This window comes from Achromobacter sp. 10T422 (genome assembly GCF_056394065.1).
Genome location: NZ_JBFTHD010000002.1, coordinates 496,000 through 513,940 on the forward strand (window position 1 = coordinate 496,000; position 17,941 = coordinate 513,940).

The 17,941-nt window shown below is 62.3% G+C and carries 14 protein-coding genes and 2 tRNA genes; 14 read left to right on the plus strand and 2 right to left on the minus strand.

Annotated elements, in window-relative coordinates; translation table 11 throughout:
- Window positions 1-55: 55 nt before the first annotated feature.
- The 4 genes from AC1DB0_RS06385 (at window position 56) to AC1DB0_RS06400 (ending at window position 3,054) form a co-directional block, all read left to right on the plus strand.
- A tRNA-Asn gene (locus AC1DB0_RS06385) sits at window positions 56-131 on the plus strand.
- A 145-nt stretch (window positions 132-276) separates the two neighbouring features.
- Entirely contained in the window at window positions 277-1,278 is a 1,002-nt protein-coding gene (locus AC1DB0_RS06390) for a CobW family GTP-binding protein (protein WP_427945193.1), read from the plus strand.
- Between the two features lie 115 nt (window positions 1,279-1,393).
- A complete protein-coding gene (locus AC1DB0_RS06395) occupies window positions 1,394-2,299 on the plus strand; it encodes a LysR family transcriptional regulator (RefSeq protein WP_476757643.1) in 906 nt (301 codons plus the stop codon).
- 473 nt (window positions 2,300-2,772) lie between these two features.
- A complete protein-coding gene (locus AC1DB0_RS06400) occupies window positions 2,773-3,054 on the plus strand; it encodes a hypothetical protein (protein WP_476757642.1) in 282 nt (93 codons plus the stop codon).
- Here AC1DB0_RS06400 and AC1DB0_RS06405 read toward each other — a convergent pair.
- Window positions 3,033-3,109 (minus strand) — tRNA-Met (locus tag AC1DB0_RS06405). The genes AC1DB0_RS06400 and AC1DB0_RS06405 overlap by 22 nt on opposite strands.
- Window positions 3,110-3,171: 62 nt before the next feature.
- Here AC1DB0_RS06405 and scpB point away from each other — a divergent pair.
- The 8 genes from scpB to typA all read left to right on the plus strand — a co-directional run bounded on the left by scpB (window position 3,172) and on the right by typA (window position 14,892).
- Window positions 3,172-4,284 (plus strand): SMC-Scp complex subunit ScpB, encoded by a 1,113-nt coding sequence (gene scpB, locus AC1DB0_RS06410; protein WP_476758624.1) that lies wholly within the window; start codon window positions 3,172-3,174, stop codon window positions 4,282-4,284.
- Window positions 4,285-4,319: 35 nt separating this feature from the next.
- Window positions 4,320-6,161: a pseudouridine synthase gene (locus tag AC1DB0_RS06415; RefSeq protein WP_054423623.1), complete on the plus strand. Its 1,842-nt coding sequence runs from the start codon at window positions 4,320-4,322 to the stop codon at window positions 6,159-6,161.
- A 518-nt stretch (window positions 6,162-6,679) separates the two neighbouring features.
- Window positions 6,680-7,186 carry a ribosome maturation factor RimP gene (gene rimP / locus AC1DB0_RS06420; RefSeq protein ID WP_054423621.1) on the plus strand — a complete coding sequence of 169 codons (507 nt, stop codon included), beginning with the start codon at window positions 6,680-6,682 and terminating at the stop codon, window positions 7,184-7,186.
- Window positions 7,183-8,661, plus strand: coding sequence for a transcription termination factor NusA (gene nusA, locus AC1DB0_RS06425; RefSeq protein WP_054423619.1), 1,479 nt, complete (start codon window positions 7,183-7,185; stop codon window positions 8,659-8,661). The genes rimP and nusA overlap by 4 nt, the downstream gene beginning before the upstream one ends.
- A 95-nt stretch (window positions 8,662-8,756) precedes the next feature.
- Window positions 8,757-11,855, plus strand: coding sequence for a translation initiation factor IF-2 (gene infB / locus AC1DB0_RS06430; protein WP_476758625.1), 3,099 nt, complete (start codon window positions 8,757-8,759; stop codon window positions 11,853-11,855).
- A 23-nt stretch (window positions 11,856-11,878) separates the two neighbouring features.
- Complete coding sequence (gene rbfA, locus AC1DB0_RS06435) at window positions 11,879-12,280, plus strand: 30S ribosome-binding factor RbfA (RefSeq protein WP_006218273.1); 402 nt, start codon at window positions 11,879-11,881, stop codon at window positions 12,278-12,280.
- A gap of 39 nt (window positions 12,281-12,319) precedes the next feature.
- The gene (gene truB / locus AC1DB0_RS06440) at window positions 12,320-13,072 is read left to right on the plus strand and encodes a tRNA pseudouridine(55) synthase TruB (protein WP_054423615.1); all 753 of its coding nucleotides are present in this window, start codon (window positions 12,320-12,322) and stop codon (window positions 13,070-13,072) included.
- A complete protein-coding gene (typA, locus tag AC1DB0_RS06445; RefSeq protein WP_054423613.1) occupies window positions 13,069-14,892 on the plus strand; it encodes a translational GTPase TypA in 1,824 nt (607 codons plus the stop codon). Before truB ends, typA begins: the two co-directional genes overlap by 4 nt.
- A 101-nt stretch (window positions 14,893-14,993) precedes the next feature.
- Here typA and AC1DB0_RS06450 read toward each other — a convergent pair whose 3' ends face one another.
- Window positions 14,994-15,392, minus strand: coding sequence for a tautomerase family protein (locus AC1DB0_RS06450; protein ID WP_054423611.1), 399 nt, complete (start codon window positions 15,390-15,392; stop codon window positions 14,994-14,996).
- 106 nt (window positions 15,393-15,498) lie between these two features.
- On the opposite strand from AC1DB0_RS06450, the gene AC1DB0_RS06455 reads away from it, so the two are divergent.
- Together AC1DB0_RS06455 and AC1DB0_RS06460 are read left to right on the plus strand one after the other, a co-directional pair.
- Complete coding sequence (locus AC1DB0_RS06455) at window positions 15,499-16,362, plus strand: LysR family transcriptional regulator (protein ID WP_476757640.1); 864 nt, start codon at window positions 15,499-15,501, stop codon at window positions 16,360-16,362.
- A 125-nt stretch (window positions 16,363-16,487) separates the two neighbouring features.
- Window positions 16,488-17,912: a M20 family metallopeptidase gene (locus tag AC1DB0_RS06460; protein ID WP_476757639.1), complete on the plus strand. Its 1,425-nt coding sequence runs from the start codon at window positions 16,488-16,490 to the stop codon at window positions 17,910-17,912.
- The last annotated feature ends 29 nt before the right edge of the window (window positions 17,913-17,941 follow it).

Genomic DNA, 17,941 nt, shown 5'->3' on the forward strand with positions numbered 1-17,941 from the left:
AATTCTGCGATTTGCATGCGCCAAAAATTTAGTTCATAATTACGTTCTTGGCAGGTCCCCGATAGCTCAGTCGGTAGAGCGACGGACTGTTAATCCGCAGGTCGCTGGTTCGAGCCCAGCTCGGGGAGCCAAAACAAATACCGAACATCAAGGCCACTCACGCAAGCGAGTGGCCTTTTTGTTTTCCGCGGCCCAGGTCGGGCGCCCTCTGTTGTACGCTGCGCGATCCGCTTCCATGGTGGGGTGGGCGCAATGAAACGGGTTGGGTCGAAGGCAATGGAAGACGATAAGCGCATTGGCGTGACCGTGATTTCGGGGTTTCTGGGCAGCGGCAAAACCACGCTGCTTAACCGCTTGCTGCACGAGCCGGCATATGCCGATGCGGTTGTCGTCGTCAACGAGTACGGCGATATCGGCGTGGACCATCACTTGGTGCGCCTGGCGCCAGCGAATGTGGTTCTGATCGAAGGCGGTTGCCTGTGTTGCGTGGTTAGCGGCGCGGTGGTCGACACCTTGCGCGATCTGTTCATGTTGGCGGTCAGCCGCCGGATCAAGCCGTTTCGTCATGTGCTGATCGAAACCAGCGGGTTGGCTGATCCAGCGTCCATTCTGTTCATGCTCAAACACGACCATTTTTTGGCCGAGCGCTATGCGTATCGCGGCGCGATCGTGCTGGTTGATGTGCGCCATGGTGAAGCGCAATTGGCCACGCAGCCCGAGGCGTCCCGGCAACTGGCCTTGGCGGATACGGTTGTGCTCAGCAAGTCTGACCTGGCGGATGCGGCGCAATTGCGGCGGGTGGAGCAGGCGGTTGTTGCGATCAACCCGGGTGCGCAGCGGTGTGTGCAGCGTCAGGATTCGCCGTTGGCGGGTGTGTTGCGCGACGGCCCGGATGTGCTGGCGCGGCGGGATGGCGTTGCGCTGTCGAATTGGCTTCAGGCATTCGCCCAGCCGGCTGCTGGCCGGCATGCGCAAGTCGCCAGTTTTTCACTGACCTTGTCTTCGCCGATGGGCCGTGCTGCTTTCCTGGCGGGGGTGTCGCGAATTCAGGAACGCTTCGGCCAGGGGCTGTTGCGCATGAAGGGGCTGGTGTGTTTCGAAGGCGAGGCGCTGCCCTGCGAGGTGCACGGTGTGCATGGTGAGTTGTATCCCTTGCGCGGCCTCGCGCAATGGCCTGGGGATGATCGATCTTCGCATCTGGTCTATATCGTCCGTGGCTTGGATGCGGACGAGGTGCGGGCTGCGGTTTGCGAGGCGCTGGGCCAGTCGTCTGCCTGATGTGGGTGCAGGGCCGGTCGGTCGGTTCTGTGCGCAAAATGTCTCATATTCGGCGCGGATGTTGCACAGAAATACGGTATAAACGGTACGGTCTGATGCAAGAATCGAGACAATCATGGATCGTCTGAAAGCCATGCAGGTGTTCGTGGAGGTCGCTGACCGGGGTAGCCTGTCGGCGGCCGCTGTCCATTTGGACATGTCGCGAGCGATGGTGTCGAGGTATCTGGCCGAGATGGAGCAGTGGGTGGGGGTGCGCTTGCTGCACCGCACGACACGCCGCCTGAGTCTGACGCCAGCCGGTGCGGAAACCCTGCCGCGCTGCCGGCAGATGCTGGATATGGTGGGGGATCTGCGCAATGCGGTCTCCACGCCTGAAGATACGCCGCGCGGCTTGTTGCGCATCACGACCAGCATGTCGTTTGGCGCCAGGCATCTGGCCGGCGCCGTCACGGATTACGTCAAACAGCATCCAGGCACGTCGGTGGATCTGATGCTGGTTGAGCGCGCTGTGAACCTGGTCGAAGAGCGGGTGGATCTGGCGGTGCGCATCACCAATGATCTGGACCCGAATCTCATTGCTCGCAAGCTGGCCGTCTGCCGTTCGGTGGTCTGTGCGTCACCGGACTATCTGGCGCGCGAGGGCGTGCCGGCGCGCGTCGAGGATCTGTCCTTGCGCAATTGCCTGACCCATTCTTACTTCGGCAAGAGCTTGTGGCGTTTTGAGCGCGATGGCCAGCCGGTGGATGTTCCTGTCAGCGGAAATATCAGCGCTAACGAGGTGTCGGTGCTGTGTGGCGCCGCGCTGGAAGGGGCGGGCATTGCCATGTTGCCAACCTACTACGCGGGGGAGCATCTTGCTGCGGGCAGGTTGAAGGCGATTTTGCCGCAGTGCAAGCCTCAGGAATTAGGCATTTATGGTGTGTATGCATCGCGTCGCCAAATGCCGCTGATTCTGCGTTCAATGCTGGATTTTCTGGTGGATCGGCTCGGTTCTGCGCCATGGGACAAGCCTGCCGGATAAATTCCCCGGCGCGTATTGCGGGCCCGTGGGCTTGAGGGTGAGGGTTATGGCGGTATAATTTACGAATTGCTCGCGCAGATTTGGAAGCCGCCGTTTTGGCAACTTAGGCAAGCCCATGTTTGCGAGCGGTGGTCTTCGAAAATATCTAAGAATCGTAAGTCCGGCCTGGATCAGGCTATTGCATCGCGAAGGAGTCTTCGCATGTACAAGGGGCGCATGGGTTCAGGGCGCGGCAGCTCGCCGCGATACCGTATCCATGCTTTGATGGCCCAGGTCTTGATACTGATTGCCACGGGATGACGACGCCGGGTGCCGGCGTGTCCCGCAGGCTTGTTGGCAAGTGATGCCAGCTTTCCAGAATTTGCTTAAGGCGTCTGTCGCGACACGAATCGGACAGGCTTATCGCCCTATCTTGATCGGCGCGGCCGTTTTGCCGCATCGCCGTCATGCATGGCAGTCAACGCAGGAAACTTGTGAACACTACGCAAATCAACGCCGTCTGTAGCGGGTCCGTCCGAGTGCTGGCTCGTGTCGAGGCGCGGATGGCTGTGGAAGTGCGTGGGTGGTTGGCGTGTGCCACTGCTGCAAAAGCGGGTGCAAAAGAAGTCGCCGAACACAATGCCCAGCAAAGCGCAGCACAAATGAGCGCTGCACAAATGAAAAGCGCGGAACGCATGAAAATCGTCGCGCAAATGAAAAAGGCCTGGCGAAATCGCCAGGCCTTCATCAAATTTGGTTGCGGGGGCAGGATTTGAACCTACGACCTTCGGGTTATGAGCCCGACGAGCTGCCAGACTGCTCCACCCCGCGTCTGAGAAAAGAATATTAACCTTATTTCCAACCTAGCGCAAGTTAGCCCTTTTTGAATTTGAATGTCGATGAACGATAGCGAGGCAATACTCGTGCTGGAAACCGCGCTTTTATGTGCGGTGCAGCCGATGCAACTGTCCGATATGCGCAAGCTATTCGGGGACGATGAACAATTCGACAACAGTAAGCTGCGTGCGCTGTTGGAGACGCTGCAGGCCAATTGGGCCGATGGCGGCCTTGAGCTGGTGCAGCTGGCAAGCGGTTGGCGCTTTCAAAGCCGCCCGCATATGCAGCGCTACCTTGAGCGGCTGAGTCCTGAAAAGCCGCCCAAGTATTCGCGCGCCGTGATGGAGACGCTGGCGATTGTTGCTTGGCGTCAGCCGGTAACGCGTGGCGATATTGAAGATATCCGTGGCGTCACTGTGTCTTCGCAGATCGTGAAGGCGCTGGAAGATCGGGGGTGGATCGAAGTGATCGGGCATCGTGATGCGCCCGGCCGGCCAGCCCTGTTCGGCACCACGCGCCAGTTCCTGGACGATCTCGGGCTGCGGGCGCTGGATGAGCTTCCGCCGCTGGAGTCGGCACAGGCTGCCGCCGCGTTGGCGGGGCTGGATCTGGGAGAAGTGCAGCAAGTGATGGGTGAGGTGCCGGGTGAAGTGCCGGGTGAAATACCGGTCGAAAGTGCTGAAAATGACACTATCCCCGTTGCGGAATTGTCTGTTTCGGAAGACGATGCACCCATAGCCCCGGTCGATAGCGTAGAATCCGTCGTTTCGCGCACAGAAGAAGGCGCGATTCCCGCCGACGAACCCACCGTCCGGGAGCAAGCCGAAGGCTTGTCCGATACGCCGACCCTGTCCGGTTTTCCCGACGACAGAGCCGGTAACGACATTTCCGATATAGCCGCCGAATCCCCTGAGGACGGTGCTGCAAAGGAAAGTGTCGAGAACGCAAAACACGCGGAACCGACCGACCCGATTGACGAGACCGATCACGCAGCGCCTGGCGCCGCTGGGCATGAGCCCGATTTCGGCCTTGATGATCCTGTTCGGCCCGACCCCGATGCCGCCTCCGTGGCCTCGGATGAAACGGACCCGGCGCGGCCTGGCGCCAGCCGAGATTCGGCGTCCCCTGATGATGACGAGCCTACCMCTGGCAGGCCTACCCAAGTTTGAAATTCGGAGCTGTCCCAGTGACAACGAATACAGCAATGCAGGACGACAATCCCCGTTCGGATGACACCGTTTCCAACGGTCAGCCGGAATCCTCCGCCGCGCGCGAGCCGGCTGCCGAAGGCGAGGGCGCAGCCCGTGGCCGCGGCCGCAAGCTGAGGACGCCGTTCCGTCGCCGTCGTGGCGATGCAACGGGCGAGCAAGCACCCGCTGTCGAAGGCCAGCCCGCGGCTGCCGCCGCCCCGGTCGAGTCGCCTGACTCCCGCGGTGGTGAGCAGGAAGCCGAGCAGGCTCTGTCGTACCTCGAGACGGCGGACCGCATGGAGCAGCGCCTGGGCAAGTACCTGAACAGTGATTCGGTCATGCCCAAGCTGCACAAGGTGCTGGCGGATGCCGGTATCGGTTCGCGCCGCGAAATGGAAGAGCTGATTGTTGCTGGCCGCGTGTCGGTCAACGGCGAGCCGGCCCATATTGGCCAGCGCGTGGCTCCGAACGACCAGGTTCGCGTGAACGGCAAGCCGATCATGCGCGTGAACACCAAGAAGCCGCCGCGCGTGATCCTGTATCACAAGCCGGCAGGCGAAATCGTCAGCCATGACGACCCGGCAGGCCGCGCCAGCGTGTTCGCGCGCTTGCCCAAGCTGCGCACGGGCAAGTGGCTGTCGGTCGGCCGTCTGGACTTGAACACTGAAGGCCTGCTGATCTTCACGACCTCCGGTGACATGGCCAACCGCATCATGCACCCCCGTTATGGCACCGAGCGCGAGTACGCGGTGCGCGTGCTGGGTGAAATGGACGAAGCGCAGCGCCAGTCGCTCGTGGATGGCATCGAGCTGGAAGACGGCTTGGCGGCATTCGGCGCGCTGGATTATCTGGGTGGCGACGGCAGCAACCGCTGGTATCGCGTGACCTTGCAAGAAGGCCGCAACCGCGAAGTCCGCCGCATGTTTGAAGCGGTTGGCGTTACGGTCAGCCGCCTGATCCGCACCCGTTTCGGTGATGTGGTCCTGCCGCGCACGTTGCGCCGGGGCCGCTGGGAAGAGTTGGATGGTTCGTTGGTCACCGCGTTAATGGTCCAGCTTGGACTGTTGCGTGAAGACGACGAATCTGGCGGTAATCGCCGCCGCTCGAAGCAGCCGCAATCGCATGACAGCGCGCTGCCTCCGGGCTTTGGCACGATGGATCGCAACGGGATGAACGGCGCGCGTATCGGCCGTCGCGGCAAGCTGCAAGGCGGTCGCTTGGGCAGCGCGGGTCAAACGGCCGCGTGTCCGTCCGATCCGTTCGGCACGGGTTTGATGATTGCTGGCGGTTATGCCAATGGCCATCCGCTGGCTGCGGAAGGCGCAGGCGGTAATCGCAAGGGTGGCAAGCCAGGTGGCCGTTCGGCGGCGCCGGGCGGTGGCCGTCCGGGCGGCAAACAGGGTGGTAAGCCTAGCGGCAACGCAGGCGGCAAGCCTGGCGGCAAACCGCGCGGTCCGCGTTCGGCGGCGGCCAATGGCCCGTCGGGTAACGTGGGTTCGGCGGATGTGGCCGTGGGTAATGTGGCCGAGGCGCCTGTGGGCGGCGGCCGCAAGCCTTCTGGTGGCAAGCCGGGTGGCAAGCCTGCGGGTGCGCGTGGCGGCAACGCCGGCGGCCGCAATGGCAAGCCGGCGGGTGCTGGCGGCCGGGGTGGCAACAAGGCTGAAGGCCCGCGCGGTGCAGGCAATTCAGCAGCCAACAAGGGTCCGGGCGCAGGCGGCAAACCGCGCGCTCCACGTAGCGCCTCGTCGTCTTCGCCTTCGTCGTCGGCTCGCGGTGATGATTGGCAGCCGCGTGGCGCATCGGCCCACGAGTCCCGTCTGGGTGTGATGGGCGGACGCGGCCGTCAGGGCCGCTGAGCGTTGCTGGCGGCGGCGCTAGCCGCGCCGCCGGGCACGATGTGTCCCGCATAACGGTAAGCCCGTGACGAATCAGGCGTTTTTCCAGTTTATCTGGTAAAATCAATGGTTTTCATGGCTTCGCGTCATTGCTTTTTGTCAGGCAAGGGCGGTTGGCATGGTGCTTATTGCTCTGCTGTGGCGTGCAAATATCGCAATGCGAGGCAGGGCAACGCTGGAAAAGCAGTGCTAGGGCAGTGCTAAAAATGCAGGGCTGAATATGCCCCGCTAAGAACGCAGTGCTAGTAGCTTTAAGCAAGAGCAGTTGGCATCGGAATTTGCGCCAAGTGCCGTCGGGTCCGCAGGTCGGGCTGGGGCGGCCAAGGTTGAGAAACCCTGCGGGGGTTTCGTGGCGCAAACCACAAATTAGGTCGCAATATAGGGCGCTGCCCAGCATTGCTCCTTACGTGTAGTAGGGAAGCGGCTGGGCTCTGCGCAATATCGGTGGGCTGGGCGTGCAGCCCATTTTTTTTGAGTATATGGCTGATTTATTCGCATTGACCGAAGAGGCTCTGGCCGGCATGGACGTCGAACTCGTGGACGTCGAGCGTGCCGCCCTGGGCCTTTTGCGCGTAACGATCGATCGGGTCGGCGGTGTGCGCATCGAAGACTGTGAACAGGTGTCTCGCCAATTGTCGCGGGTGTTTGAGGTCGAAAACGTCGACTACAAGCGCCTGGAAGTTGGCTCGCCGGGCATTGACCGCCCGTTGCGCAACGAGGCCGAGTTCCGGCGCTTTGCTGGCGAGCGCATCGAGATCAAGCTGCGCGAGGCATTAGACGGACGTAAGGTCTTCTCTGGCACGTTGACCGTGCCTGAAGACGACGCCGCCGCCTCGGACGCTGCTGCTGGGATGCACAAGACCGTCGTGTTCGGTCTCGAATTTGAGGCAAAAAAGAACGACATCCAGGTGTTGAATTTCACGGTCGATGATATCGAGCGTGCAAAACTGGATCCCGTTCTGGATTTCAAGGGCAAAAAGCGATGAGTCGCGAAATTCTTCTGTTGGTCGATGCCTTGGCGCGTGAAAAGAACGTCACGCGTGACGTCGTGTTCGGTGCTCTGGAAAGTGCGCTGGCCTCGGCCATGAAAAAGCGCTTCAAGGATGATGCGGACATTCGTGTCGCCATCGATAGGGAAACCGGCGATCACGAAGGCTTCCGCCGCTGGCTGGTGGTGCCGGACGAAGCCGGCCTGCAAGAACCCGACAAGCAGGAAATGCTGTCGGACGCGGTGGAAATCGTTCCTGGCATCCAGGAAGGCGAGTACATCGAAGAGCCGCTTGAACCCATCGAATTCGGCCGTATCGGCGCGCAGGCGGCCAAGCAGGCCATTCTGCAAAAGATCCGTGACGCCGAGCGCGAACAGGTGCTGAACGACTTCCTGGATCGTGGCGAAACCATTGTGTCCGGCACGATCAAGCGCATGGACAAGGGCGACGCCATTGTCGAAACCGGCAAGATCGAAGCGCGCCTGCCCCGTTCCGAGATGATTCCGAAGGAAAACCTCCGGGTCGCCGACCGCGTCCGCGCCTATGTGTTGCGTGTTGACCACGCCGCGCGTGGCCAGCAGGTGATTCTGTCGCGCACCTCGCCCGAGTTCATCCGCCAGTTGTTCGAGAACGAAGTTCCGGAAATCGAGCAGGGTCTGCTCGAGATCAAGGCTGCTGCCCGTGATGCGGGTGTGCGTGCGAAGATCGCCGTCGTGGCATACGATAAGCGGATCGATCCCATCGGCACGTGCGTGGGCATGCGTGGTTCGCGTGTTACTGCAGTGCGCAATGAGTTGGGCGGCGAGCAGGTCGATATCGTGCTGTGGTCGGAAGACCCCGCGCAGTTTGTCATCGGCGCCCTGGCGCCGGCCAACGTCGAATCGATCGTCGTTGATGAAGACAAGCATGCGATGGACGTCGTCGTCGACGAAGAAAACCTGCCCAAGGCGATCGGCGCCAAGGGTCAGAACGTGCGCCTGGCGTCCGAACTGACTGGTTGGCAGATCAACATCATGACGCCGGAAGAAAGCCTGAACCGCCAGGAAGTCGAGCGGTCGGGTCTGCGCACCACGTTCATGAGCAAGCTGGACGTTGACGAGGAAGTCGCTGACATCCTGATCGACGAAGGTTTTACCGGTATCGAGGAAATCGCTTACGTGCCCATGCAGGAACTGCTGGAAATCGAAGCGTTTGACGAAGACACCATCAATGAATTGCGCGCCCGTGCTCGCAATGCGTTGCTGACTGAGGCAATTGCCCAGGAAGAGCGCCTTGAGACCGCACAGGATTTGCTTGAACTCGAAGGCATGACGCAAGAGCTGGCTGGCAAGCTGGCCGAGCGTCAAGTGCATACGCGTGATGATCTGGCCGAATTGGCAACGGACGAACTGGCGGAAATCGCCGGCTTGACCGAGCAGGAAGCCAGCGACCTCATCATGCGTGCCCGTGCCCATTGGTTCGACGAAGAATAACCAAAAGGACACGGGTCTGCGGTGGGTAGTGCTGATTTTATCCACCGCAAGTTCACGTTGTTTGTAATAGCTGCATATAGGGAAGAGAGAGCCTAATGTCGAGTAACACCGTCGCCCAGTTCGCTACCGAGCTGAAAATGCCTGCCAATGTGCTGCTGGATCAGCTGCGCTCGGCTGGTGTTGACCTCAAATCGGTTGACGATTCCGTCACCGACAGCGACAAGGCGAAATTGCTCGAATCGCTGCGTCGCGCCCACGGCGCGACCGAAGGCAAGAAGATCACCCTGACGCGCCGCCAAACGTCCGAGATCCGGCAGGCTGACGCCACCGGCCGCTCGCGCACGATTCAGGTCGAAGTGCGCAAGAAGCGCGTGTTCGTCAAGCGTGATCCCTCCGAAATCGCCCTGGAGCAGGCCGCGTCCGCGCGTGCTGATGAAGAAGTCTCCGTCGAAGAAGAGCAGCAGGTGTCCGCGCCGGCTGCATCCGAGGCGCCTGCCGTGGTCGAGCCTCGCGAGACCACTCCCGTGCAGGCGGAGGCTGCGGCCCCCGTTGAAGCGGCAGAGCCTGTTGCTGTAGAAGCGCCCGCGCCGGTTGAAGCGCCCGCGCCTGTTGAATCCGTCGCGGCCGAAGTGCCCGCCACCGTCGAGGCGCAAGCCCCCGAAGTTCAGGCCCAGCCTGAACCCGAACCGACGCCGGCGCCTGCTCCTGCCGAGCCCGTGGCCGAAGAGGCCAAGCCCGAAGTTAAGACTGAATCCACCGAGCCCAAGGCTGAAGAAGCCAAGCCGGAACCTGTTGTGCTAGCTAATAAGTCCGAAACACCTTCCCCCCAGGCCAATGCGCCGATCGCCCAGGCTCAGCCTGCTGCGAAGTCCGAATCCGTGAAACCCGCTGCCAAGCCCGAGGCCGCCGCGCCTGCGCCGACGCCTGCCGCACCTGCTGCGGCCGCCGCACCGGCTCCCGCCGCCAKGGTGGGCAATCGCGCCGACAACCGCCGCGCTGGCCCGCCGCTCGCCGCCTCCGCTACGTCGGGTGGCCGCGATGAGGCCCGCCGCGCTGCAGAAGCCGAAGCCGCTGCCCTGCGCGAGATGCTGAACCGTCCGCGCAAGGTGCTGCGCGCCCCCGAGCCGGAGGCGCCTGCTGCTGCCGCCGCTCCGATTTCGGGCACGCTGCACAAGCCGGCTGGCAAGCCGGGTGCCACTCCTGGCGCCAAGAAGGACGCCAAGCCCGCCGCTCCTGGCACGAAGAAGACCATCAAGACCGCCGAAGTCGCTTCGACCTGGTCTGATGACGCTTCGCGCAAGAAGCCCGCTGACAAGCCGGCAGCCCCGGCCAGCCGTGATGGCTGGCGTGCAGGCGGCAAGGGTGGTGGCAAGGGCGGCGGCCGTGGTGGCCGCAACCAGCAGAATGACCGCCGCAACGAGCCGGCACCCGCCGAATTCATCGCACGTGAAGTTCACGTGCCGGAAACCATCAGCGTGGCCGACCTGGCGCACAAGATGTCCGTCAAGGCCGCAGAAGTCATCAAGCAGTTGATGAAGCTGGGCCAGATGGTCACCATCAACCAGGTGCTGGACCAGGAAACGGCCATGATCGTGGTCGAGGAACTGGGCCACGTGGCAATCGCCGCCAAGCTGGATGACCCGGAAGCGTTCCTGGACATCTCCGCAACGGTTTCCGAAGCCGAACAACTGCCGCGCGCCCCGGTCGTGACCGTCATGGGCCACGTCGACCACGGCAAGACCTCGCTGCTGGATTACATCCGCCGCGCCAAGGTTGCCGCGGGCGAAGCCGGCGGCATTACGCAGCACATCGGCGCCTACCACGTTCAGACCGAACGCGGCATGGTGACCTTCCTTGACACCCCGGGCCACGAGGCGTTCACCGCCATGCGTGCCCGCGGCGCCAAGGCCACCGACATCGTCATTCTGGTGGTGGCTTCCGACGACGGCGTGATGCCGCAAACGCGTGAAGCTATCCACCATGCCAAGGCTGCGGGCGTGCCCATGGTCGTGGCCGTGACCAAGATCGACAAGCCGTCGGCCAACCCGGAGCGCGTCAAGCAGGAACTKGTTGCCGAACAGGTTGTGCCGGAAGAATACGGCGGCGACGTGCCGTTCGTGGGTGTGTCCGCCAAGACCGGCGAAGGCATCGACGACCTGCTCGAAAACGTGCTGCTGCAAGCCGAAGTGCTGGAACTGAAGGCGCCGGAAGACGCCCCCGCCAAGGGTCTGGTCATCGAAGCCCGTCTGGACAAGGGCCGCGGCCCGGTCGCGACGATTCTGGTGCAAAGCGGTACGCTCAAGCGCGGCGACGTCGTGCTGGCCGGCGCAAGCTTTGGCCGCGTGCGCGCCATGCTGGACGAAAACGGCAAGCCGATCCAATCGGCCGGCCCGTCGATCCCGGTGGAAATCCAGGGTCTGACCGAAGTCCCGGCCGCTGGTGACGAACTGATGGCCCTGTCCGACGAGCGCAAGGCGCGCGAAATTGCACTGTTCCGCCAAGGCAAGTTCCGCGACGTCAAGCTGGCCCGCCAACAGGCCGCCAAGCTGGAATCGATGTTCGACAACCTGGGCGAGGGCACGCAAACGCTCACGCTTATCGTCAAGACCGACGTGCAAGGTTCGCAGGAAGCGCTGGTGCAGTCGCTGGTGAAGCTGTCGACCGACGAAGTCCGTGTGCAAGTGGTGCACGCGGCTGTTGGCGGCATCTCGGAAACCGACATCAACCTGGCTATCGCCTCGAACGCTGTCGTGATCGGCTTTAACGTGCGTGCGGAAGCAAGCGCCAAGAAGCTGGCCGAAAACAACGGCATCGATGTGCGCTACTACAACATCATCTATGACGCCGTGGATGAAGTTAAGGCAGCCATGTCGGGCATGCTGGCGCCCGAGAAGAAAGAAGAAATCATCGGCCTGGTCGAAATCCGTGAGGTCTACAGCATCTCGCGTCTCGGCAACATCGCCGGTTGTATGGTGCTTGACGGCATCGTCCGCCGCGATTCCCAGGTGCGCCTGCTGCGCAACAACGTGGTTCACTGGACGGGGCATCTCGAATCGCTGCGCCGCTTCAAGGACGACGTCAAGGAAGTCAAGTCGGGCTTCGATTGCGGTCTTACGCTGCGCGGCAACAATGACATCCAGGTGGGCGACCAACTGGAAGTCTTTGAAATCAAGGAAATCGCGCGTACGCTGTAAAGCGTCGCGAGGCATTATTGCTAATGAGCCGTCACAAGTCCAAAGCCATCCCCGGCCGCAATCTGCGGCTGGCCGACCAGATCCAGAAGGATCTGGCCGAGATCATCCAGCGCGAAATCGATATGTCTCGCGCTGGCCTGATCACGCTCTCCGGTGTGGAATTGTCGACCGACTACGCGCATGCCAAGGTGTGGTTCACGGTTTTGGGCGCTGAGCCCGAAGCCGCCACTGCCTTGCTGAACGAAAAAGCCGGTTGGCTGCATTCTCAGCTCTACAAGCTGTTGCACATTCACACTGTCCCCACTTTGCGTTTCTTCCACGACGAGCAAATTGCCCGTGGTATCGAAATGTCGATCCTCATCGACCGCGCAAACCGGCCCGGCCCGCACTCGGGCGTGCCCGACGAACCTGAAGACCAGTCCTGATCGGGCTGTCGTCACTGCTTTTTCAACCGGATTTCGACGATGGCTAAACGACGCGGGCTTGCGCTCGACGGTGTGCTGTTGCTCGACAAACCCGTAGGTTTGTCGAGTAACCACGCTTTGCAACGCGCCAAACGCGCCATGGACGCGGCGAAAGCCGGTCACACAGGCACGCTGGACCCCTTTGCCACCGGCTTGCTGGTGTGCTGCATGGGTCGCGCAACTAAAATTTCCGGCGCGATGCTGAACGCCGACAAGGCTTATCGCGCTACGCTGCAATTTGGCAGCGAAACCGATTCTGGCGACCTGACCGGCAATGTCGTGTCGACCGCCGAGCCGGGTTTTGCCGTAGAGGAACAGGCATTGCGCGACGCGCTGTCACGTTTCTCGGGCACGATCGAACAGATTCCGCCGATGTACTCCGCGCTCAAGCGCGACGGCAAACCGTTGTACGAGTACGCGCGCGCCGGCATCGAGCTGGAACGCGCTCCGCGACAAATCACGATACACCGCATCGAGCTGTTGTCCCTTTCGGGGACGCAGGCAGAGATCGATGTGGCTTGCAGTAAAGGCACATACATCCGAACACTGGCCCAGGACATCGGGCGCGTGCTGGGCTGTTTCGCCCACCTGACGGCGCTGCGGCGCACGCATGTCGGGCCATTTTCTCTGGAACGCGCCGTTGAGCTGGAAGCCTTGCAGGCCATGCCAGACCCGAAGCAGGCATTGCTTGCACTGAACGAATTGCCGGAGGGCTTGCTGCCCTCCACCCTGACCTTAAAGGACTCGCTATGACTCGCGCCTTGCGCAACGTCGCCATCATCGCCCACGTGGACCACGGTAAAACAACCCTGGTCGACCAGCTGCTGCGCCAATCCGGCACCTTCCGCGAAAACCAGGCGCTGACCGAACGGGTCATGGACTCGAACGATCTGGAAAAAGAACGCGGCATTACGATTCTGGCCAAGAACTGTGCCGTTGAATACGAAGGCACGCACATCAACATCGTCGACACCCCGGGACACGCGGACTTCGGCGGTGAAGTCGAACGCGTGCTGTCCATGGTTGACGGCGTGCTGCTGCTGGTGGACGCCGTTGAAGGCCCGATGCCGCAGACCATCTTCGTGACGCGCAAGGCGCTGGCCCTGGGCCTGAAGCCGATCGTGGTCGTCAACAAGGTTGACCGCCCGGGCGCCCGTACCGACTTCGTCATCAACGCCACGTTCGACCTGTTCGACAAGCTGGGCGCGACCGAAGAACAGCTGGACTTCCCGGTGGTGTACGCCTCGGGTCTGTCGGGCTACGCCGGTCTGACCCCGGACGTGCGCGAAGGCAACATGCGCCCGTTGTTCGAAGCCATTCTGCAGCACGTGCCGCAGCGTGACGACGACCCCAATGGCCCGCTGCAGATGCAAATCATCTCGCTGGACTACAACAGCTACGTCGGCAAGATCGGCGTGGGCCGCATCAACCGTGGCCGTATGCGCCCCGGCATGGAAGTGGCTTACAAGTTCGGTCCGGAAGGCCAGGGCGGCCGCGGCCGTATCAACCAGGTGCTGAAGTTCCACGGTCTGGAACGCGTGGTGGTGGATGAAGCCGAAGCCGGCGACATCGTGCTGATCAACGGTATCGAAGAGCTGGGCATTGGCTGCACCGTCACCGACGTGGCCACGCAAGAAGCGCTGCCGATGCTGCGCATCGACGAGCCGACGCTGACCATGAACTTCATGGTGAACACGTCGCCGCTGGCCGGCCGCGAAGGCAAGTTCGTGACCAGCCGCCAAGTGCGTGACCGCCTGGACCGCGAACTGAAGTCCAACGTGGCGCTGCGTGTGCGCGACACGGGCGACGACACGGTGTTTGAAGTGTCGGGCCGTGGCGAACTGCACCTGACGATTCTGCTGGAAACGATGCGCCGCGAAGGCTACGAGCTGGCCGTGTCGCGCCCGCGCGTGGTGTTCAAGGAAGTCGACGGCGTGAAGTGCGAGCCGTTTGAATCGCTGACGGTTGACGTTGAAGACGCTCACCAGGGCGGCGTCATGGAAGAGCTGGGCCGCCGCAAGGGCGACCTGCAAGACATGCAGCCGGACGGCCGTGGCCGTACCCGCCTGGAATACCTGATCCCGGCCCGCGGCCTGATCGGTTTCCAGAACGAGTTCCTGACGCTGACGCGCGGCACGGGCTTGATGAGCCACATCTTCCACGAATACGCCCCGATCAAGGAAGGTTCGATTGGCGAGCGCCGTAATGGCGTGCTGATCAGCCAGGACAACGGCGACGCCGTGGCCTACGCACTGTGGAAGCTGCAAGACCGCGGCCGCATGTTCGTGAACCCGGGCGATGCGCTGTACGAAGGCATGATCATCGGCATCCACAGCCGCGACAACGACCTGGTCGTGAACCCGATCAAGGGCAAGCAGCTGACCAACGTTCGCGCCTCGGGCACCGACGAAGCCGTGCGCCTGGTTCCGCCGATCCAGATGTCGCTGGAATACGCTGTTGAATTCATCGACGACGACGAACTCGTGGAAATCACGCCGAAGTCGATCCGTCTGCGTAAGCGTCACCTGCTGGAAAACGAACGCAAGCGCGCCGCGCGCGACGCCGCTGTCTAAGCCACGCTGGGGCTAAGGCTCCTTGCGGTTCGGCAGCAAAAGAAAAGCCGCACACCTTCGGGTGTGCGGCTTTTTTTTCAGCTTTGACGCTGACCAGTGAATTACACGCCGTTTTGCTGGTGCCGGTATTCCTGTGTGGCGCCGCCGTAGCCGTATGCCGCGGCGCGCGCATCGATCACATGCACGTAAGAGCATTCGTGGAGCTCGCCCAGAATCTCTTGGAACGCCGCGTAGATCTCCTTGATGAAGCGCGCCTTTTCGCCCTTGGTGTTGGTCTCGTCGGTGACGCTGATGTCCAGGTGGAAGGCATTCTTGCCCAGTTCCGACAGCGGCTGGCCGCCGATGAACCACAGGTCATGCGGAATATGCTGCAACGTGATCGCGATGACGGGCAGCTTTTTCCCCAGTACGGACTGGGTCAGGCCGGCAACGGATTGCACCACGCGGCGGTTGATGGCGGGGTCGGACTGGCCCGAGAGATGAACGACGATGTGGGGCATTTTGGCTCCTGAAAGGGGAAGGGACAGGGCCAGTGTAGGCAGCCGATTGACATCGGAAAAGCGGGAAATTACGATTCAATCCATCGATAAATCCGTTGGATAAATCATGTCGGGATTCGATCTGGACCAGTTGCGCACACTGGTTGCCGTGCTGGATGCAGGCAGCCTGACGGCGGCCGCGCCCAAGGTGTTTCTGTCGCAGTCGTCCGTCAGCGAGCAGATGCGCAAACTGGAAGACCGTGCTGGCCAGCCGCTGCTCGTGCGCGGCAAGACGGGCGTGACGGCCACGCCCGCAGGTGAACGCCTGTTGGCGCACGCGCGCGCCATTCTGGCTTTGAGCGACGAGGCCTACCGCGATCTGCGCGGCGTGGCGCTGCAAGGCGAGCTGCGGCTGTTCATCACTGACTACTTTCGCCCCGGTGACGTGGCGCGCATGCTGCGCCGCCTGAACGAGCAATATCCGCAAGTGCGGCTGCACGTCACCATCATGAAAAGCGGCGCGATCGAGGCCGCCTATGAACGCGGCGAGATTGATGTCGGCATCTCCATGTCGATCCAGGAACGTGGCGCGCCCCGAGCCCGTGCGCAAGGCGCGCTGCTGCGCCGCGAACCGTTGCTGTGGATGGCGGCGGAAGGCGCAAGCGCGCCGCAACATGACCCCTTGCCGCTGCTGGTGTTGCCCGAAACGTGTGCGCTGCGTCAGTACGTAGAGCGCTTGCTATCCCGGCGAGGCGTGCCCTATACCGTGTCGCATGTGGCCTCTGGCGTGGCCGGTTTGCAATTGGCGATTTCGGCGGGGTTGGGCGTGGCCTGCCTGAATGAATCGGCGCTGGCGCCAGGCATTGCGCGCTTGCACGCGCCGGGTTTGCCGGCCTTGCCGATGGTGGAATTCCGCCTGTTGCCCGCGCGCGCCGGCGAGAGCGAATTTATCGGACTTGCGCGCGAAGCCATCATCAAGGCGATGGCCTGATCCGGCGAGCGCCCCGCATTCGCTCTGGCTTCACGCCTGGAAATGATTGAAACTGCCGGAACCAAGCTGGACGAATCACAGGCTTTTTTCACCGAGACAGGATCATCCCTTTCACTGGAGAAGCAATGGGTGCCATCGATACACTTGCGCCGTTCATCGACGCGCGCAGCGACCGTTATGCCGACTTGAGCGACCGCATCTGGAGCCTGGCCGAGCTGCGCTATGACGAGCATAAGTCGGCCGAGCTGCACATCGCGATGCTTGAGGAAGCGGGCTTTCGCGTCACGCGCGACGCCGCCGGCATTCCCACTGCATTCGTCGCGGAAGCCGGCCGGGGCGGCCCCGTCATTGCCATTCTGGGCGAGTACGACGCGCTGTCCGGCTTAAGTCAGGAAAGCGGCGCCTTTGCCTGTGCGCCGTCGCCCGAGACGCCCAATGGCAACGGCCACGGTTGCGGCCATCATCTGCTGGGTACCGCCGCACATTTCGCCGCCGTAGCCGTCAAGGAATTCCTGGAGGCCAAGCAGTTGCCGGGCACGATCCGGTTTTACGGCTGTCCGGCGGAAGAGGGCGGGTCGGGCAAGACCTTCATGGCGCGCGCGGGGTTGTTTGATGATGTGGATGCGGCGCTGACGTGGCACCCGGCATCGCACACGGGCATTTTTTATCAGTCGTCACTGGCCAACATCCAGGCCTACTTCCGCTTTCGGGGCATCGCGGCGCACGCGGCGAATTCTCCGCATCTGGGCCGCAGCGCGCTGGACGCGGTGGAGTTGATGAACGTGGGTGTGAACTATCTGCGCGAGCACATGGTGCCGGACGCGCGCGTGCATTACGCCGTGACCAACAGCGGCGGCATTTCGCCCAACGTGGTGCAGGCGCGTGCCGAAGTGCTTTATCTGGTGCGCGCACCGATCAATTCGCAGGCGGCCGACCTGTATGAGCGGGTGAAGAACGTGGCGCGCGGCGCGGCGTTGATGACCGGCTGCGAGCTGGAAATCGTGTTCGACAAGGCCTGCTCAAACTACATGCCGAACCGCGTGCTGAACGACGTGATGTACGCCAACATGCAGGCGCTGCAAGGGCCGGCCTACACGCCGGGCGAAGAGCAGGCGGCGCGCCGCATGTGGGATGCGATCAGCGAAGACGACATTGATAACGCGGGTAAAAACCTGGGCGCCGTGCTGCGCAACCCCACGCCCTTGTTCGCGGGCGTGGCGCCGTTTGATCCGGCCAAGACGGAGATCAGTTACGGTTCTACCGACGTGGGCGACGTCAGCTGGGTGACGCCCACGGCGCAGTGCTGGGGCGCTTGCTACGCCTATGGCACGCCGTTCCATTCGTGGCAGATGGTGGCGCAGGGGAAGATGTCGATGGCGCACAAGGGCATGGTGCATGCCGCGAAAATCATCGCGGCGACCGCAGCAGATTTGTATACGCAGCCGGAAGCGTTGGCGCGCGCCAAGGAAGAATTGCTTGAGGCGCGCCGCGGTCAGCCGTATGTGTGCCCGATCCCGGCCGATGTCGTGCCGTCGTTTATGCGCAAATAATCTTGGCTTGGGAAGCCGGCACGAAATCC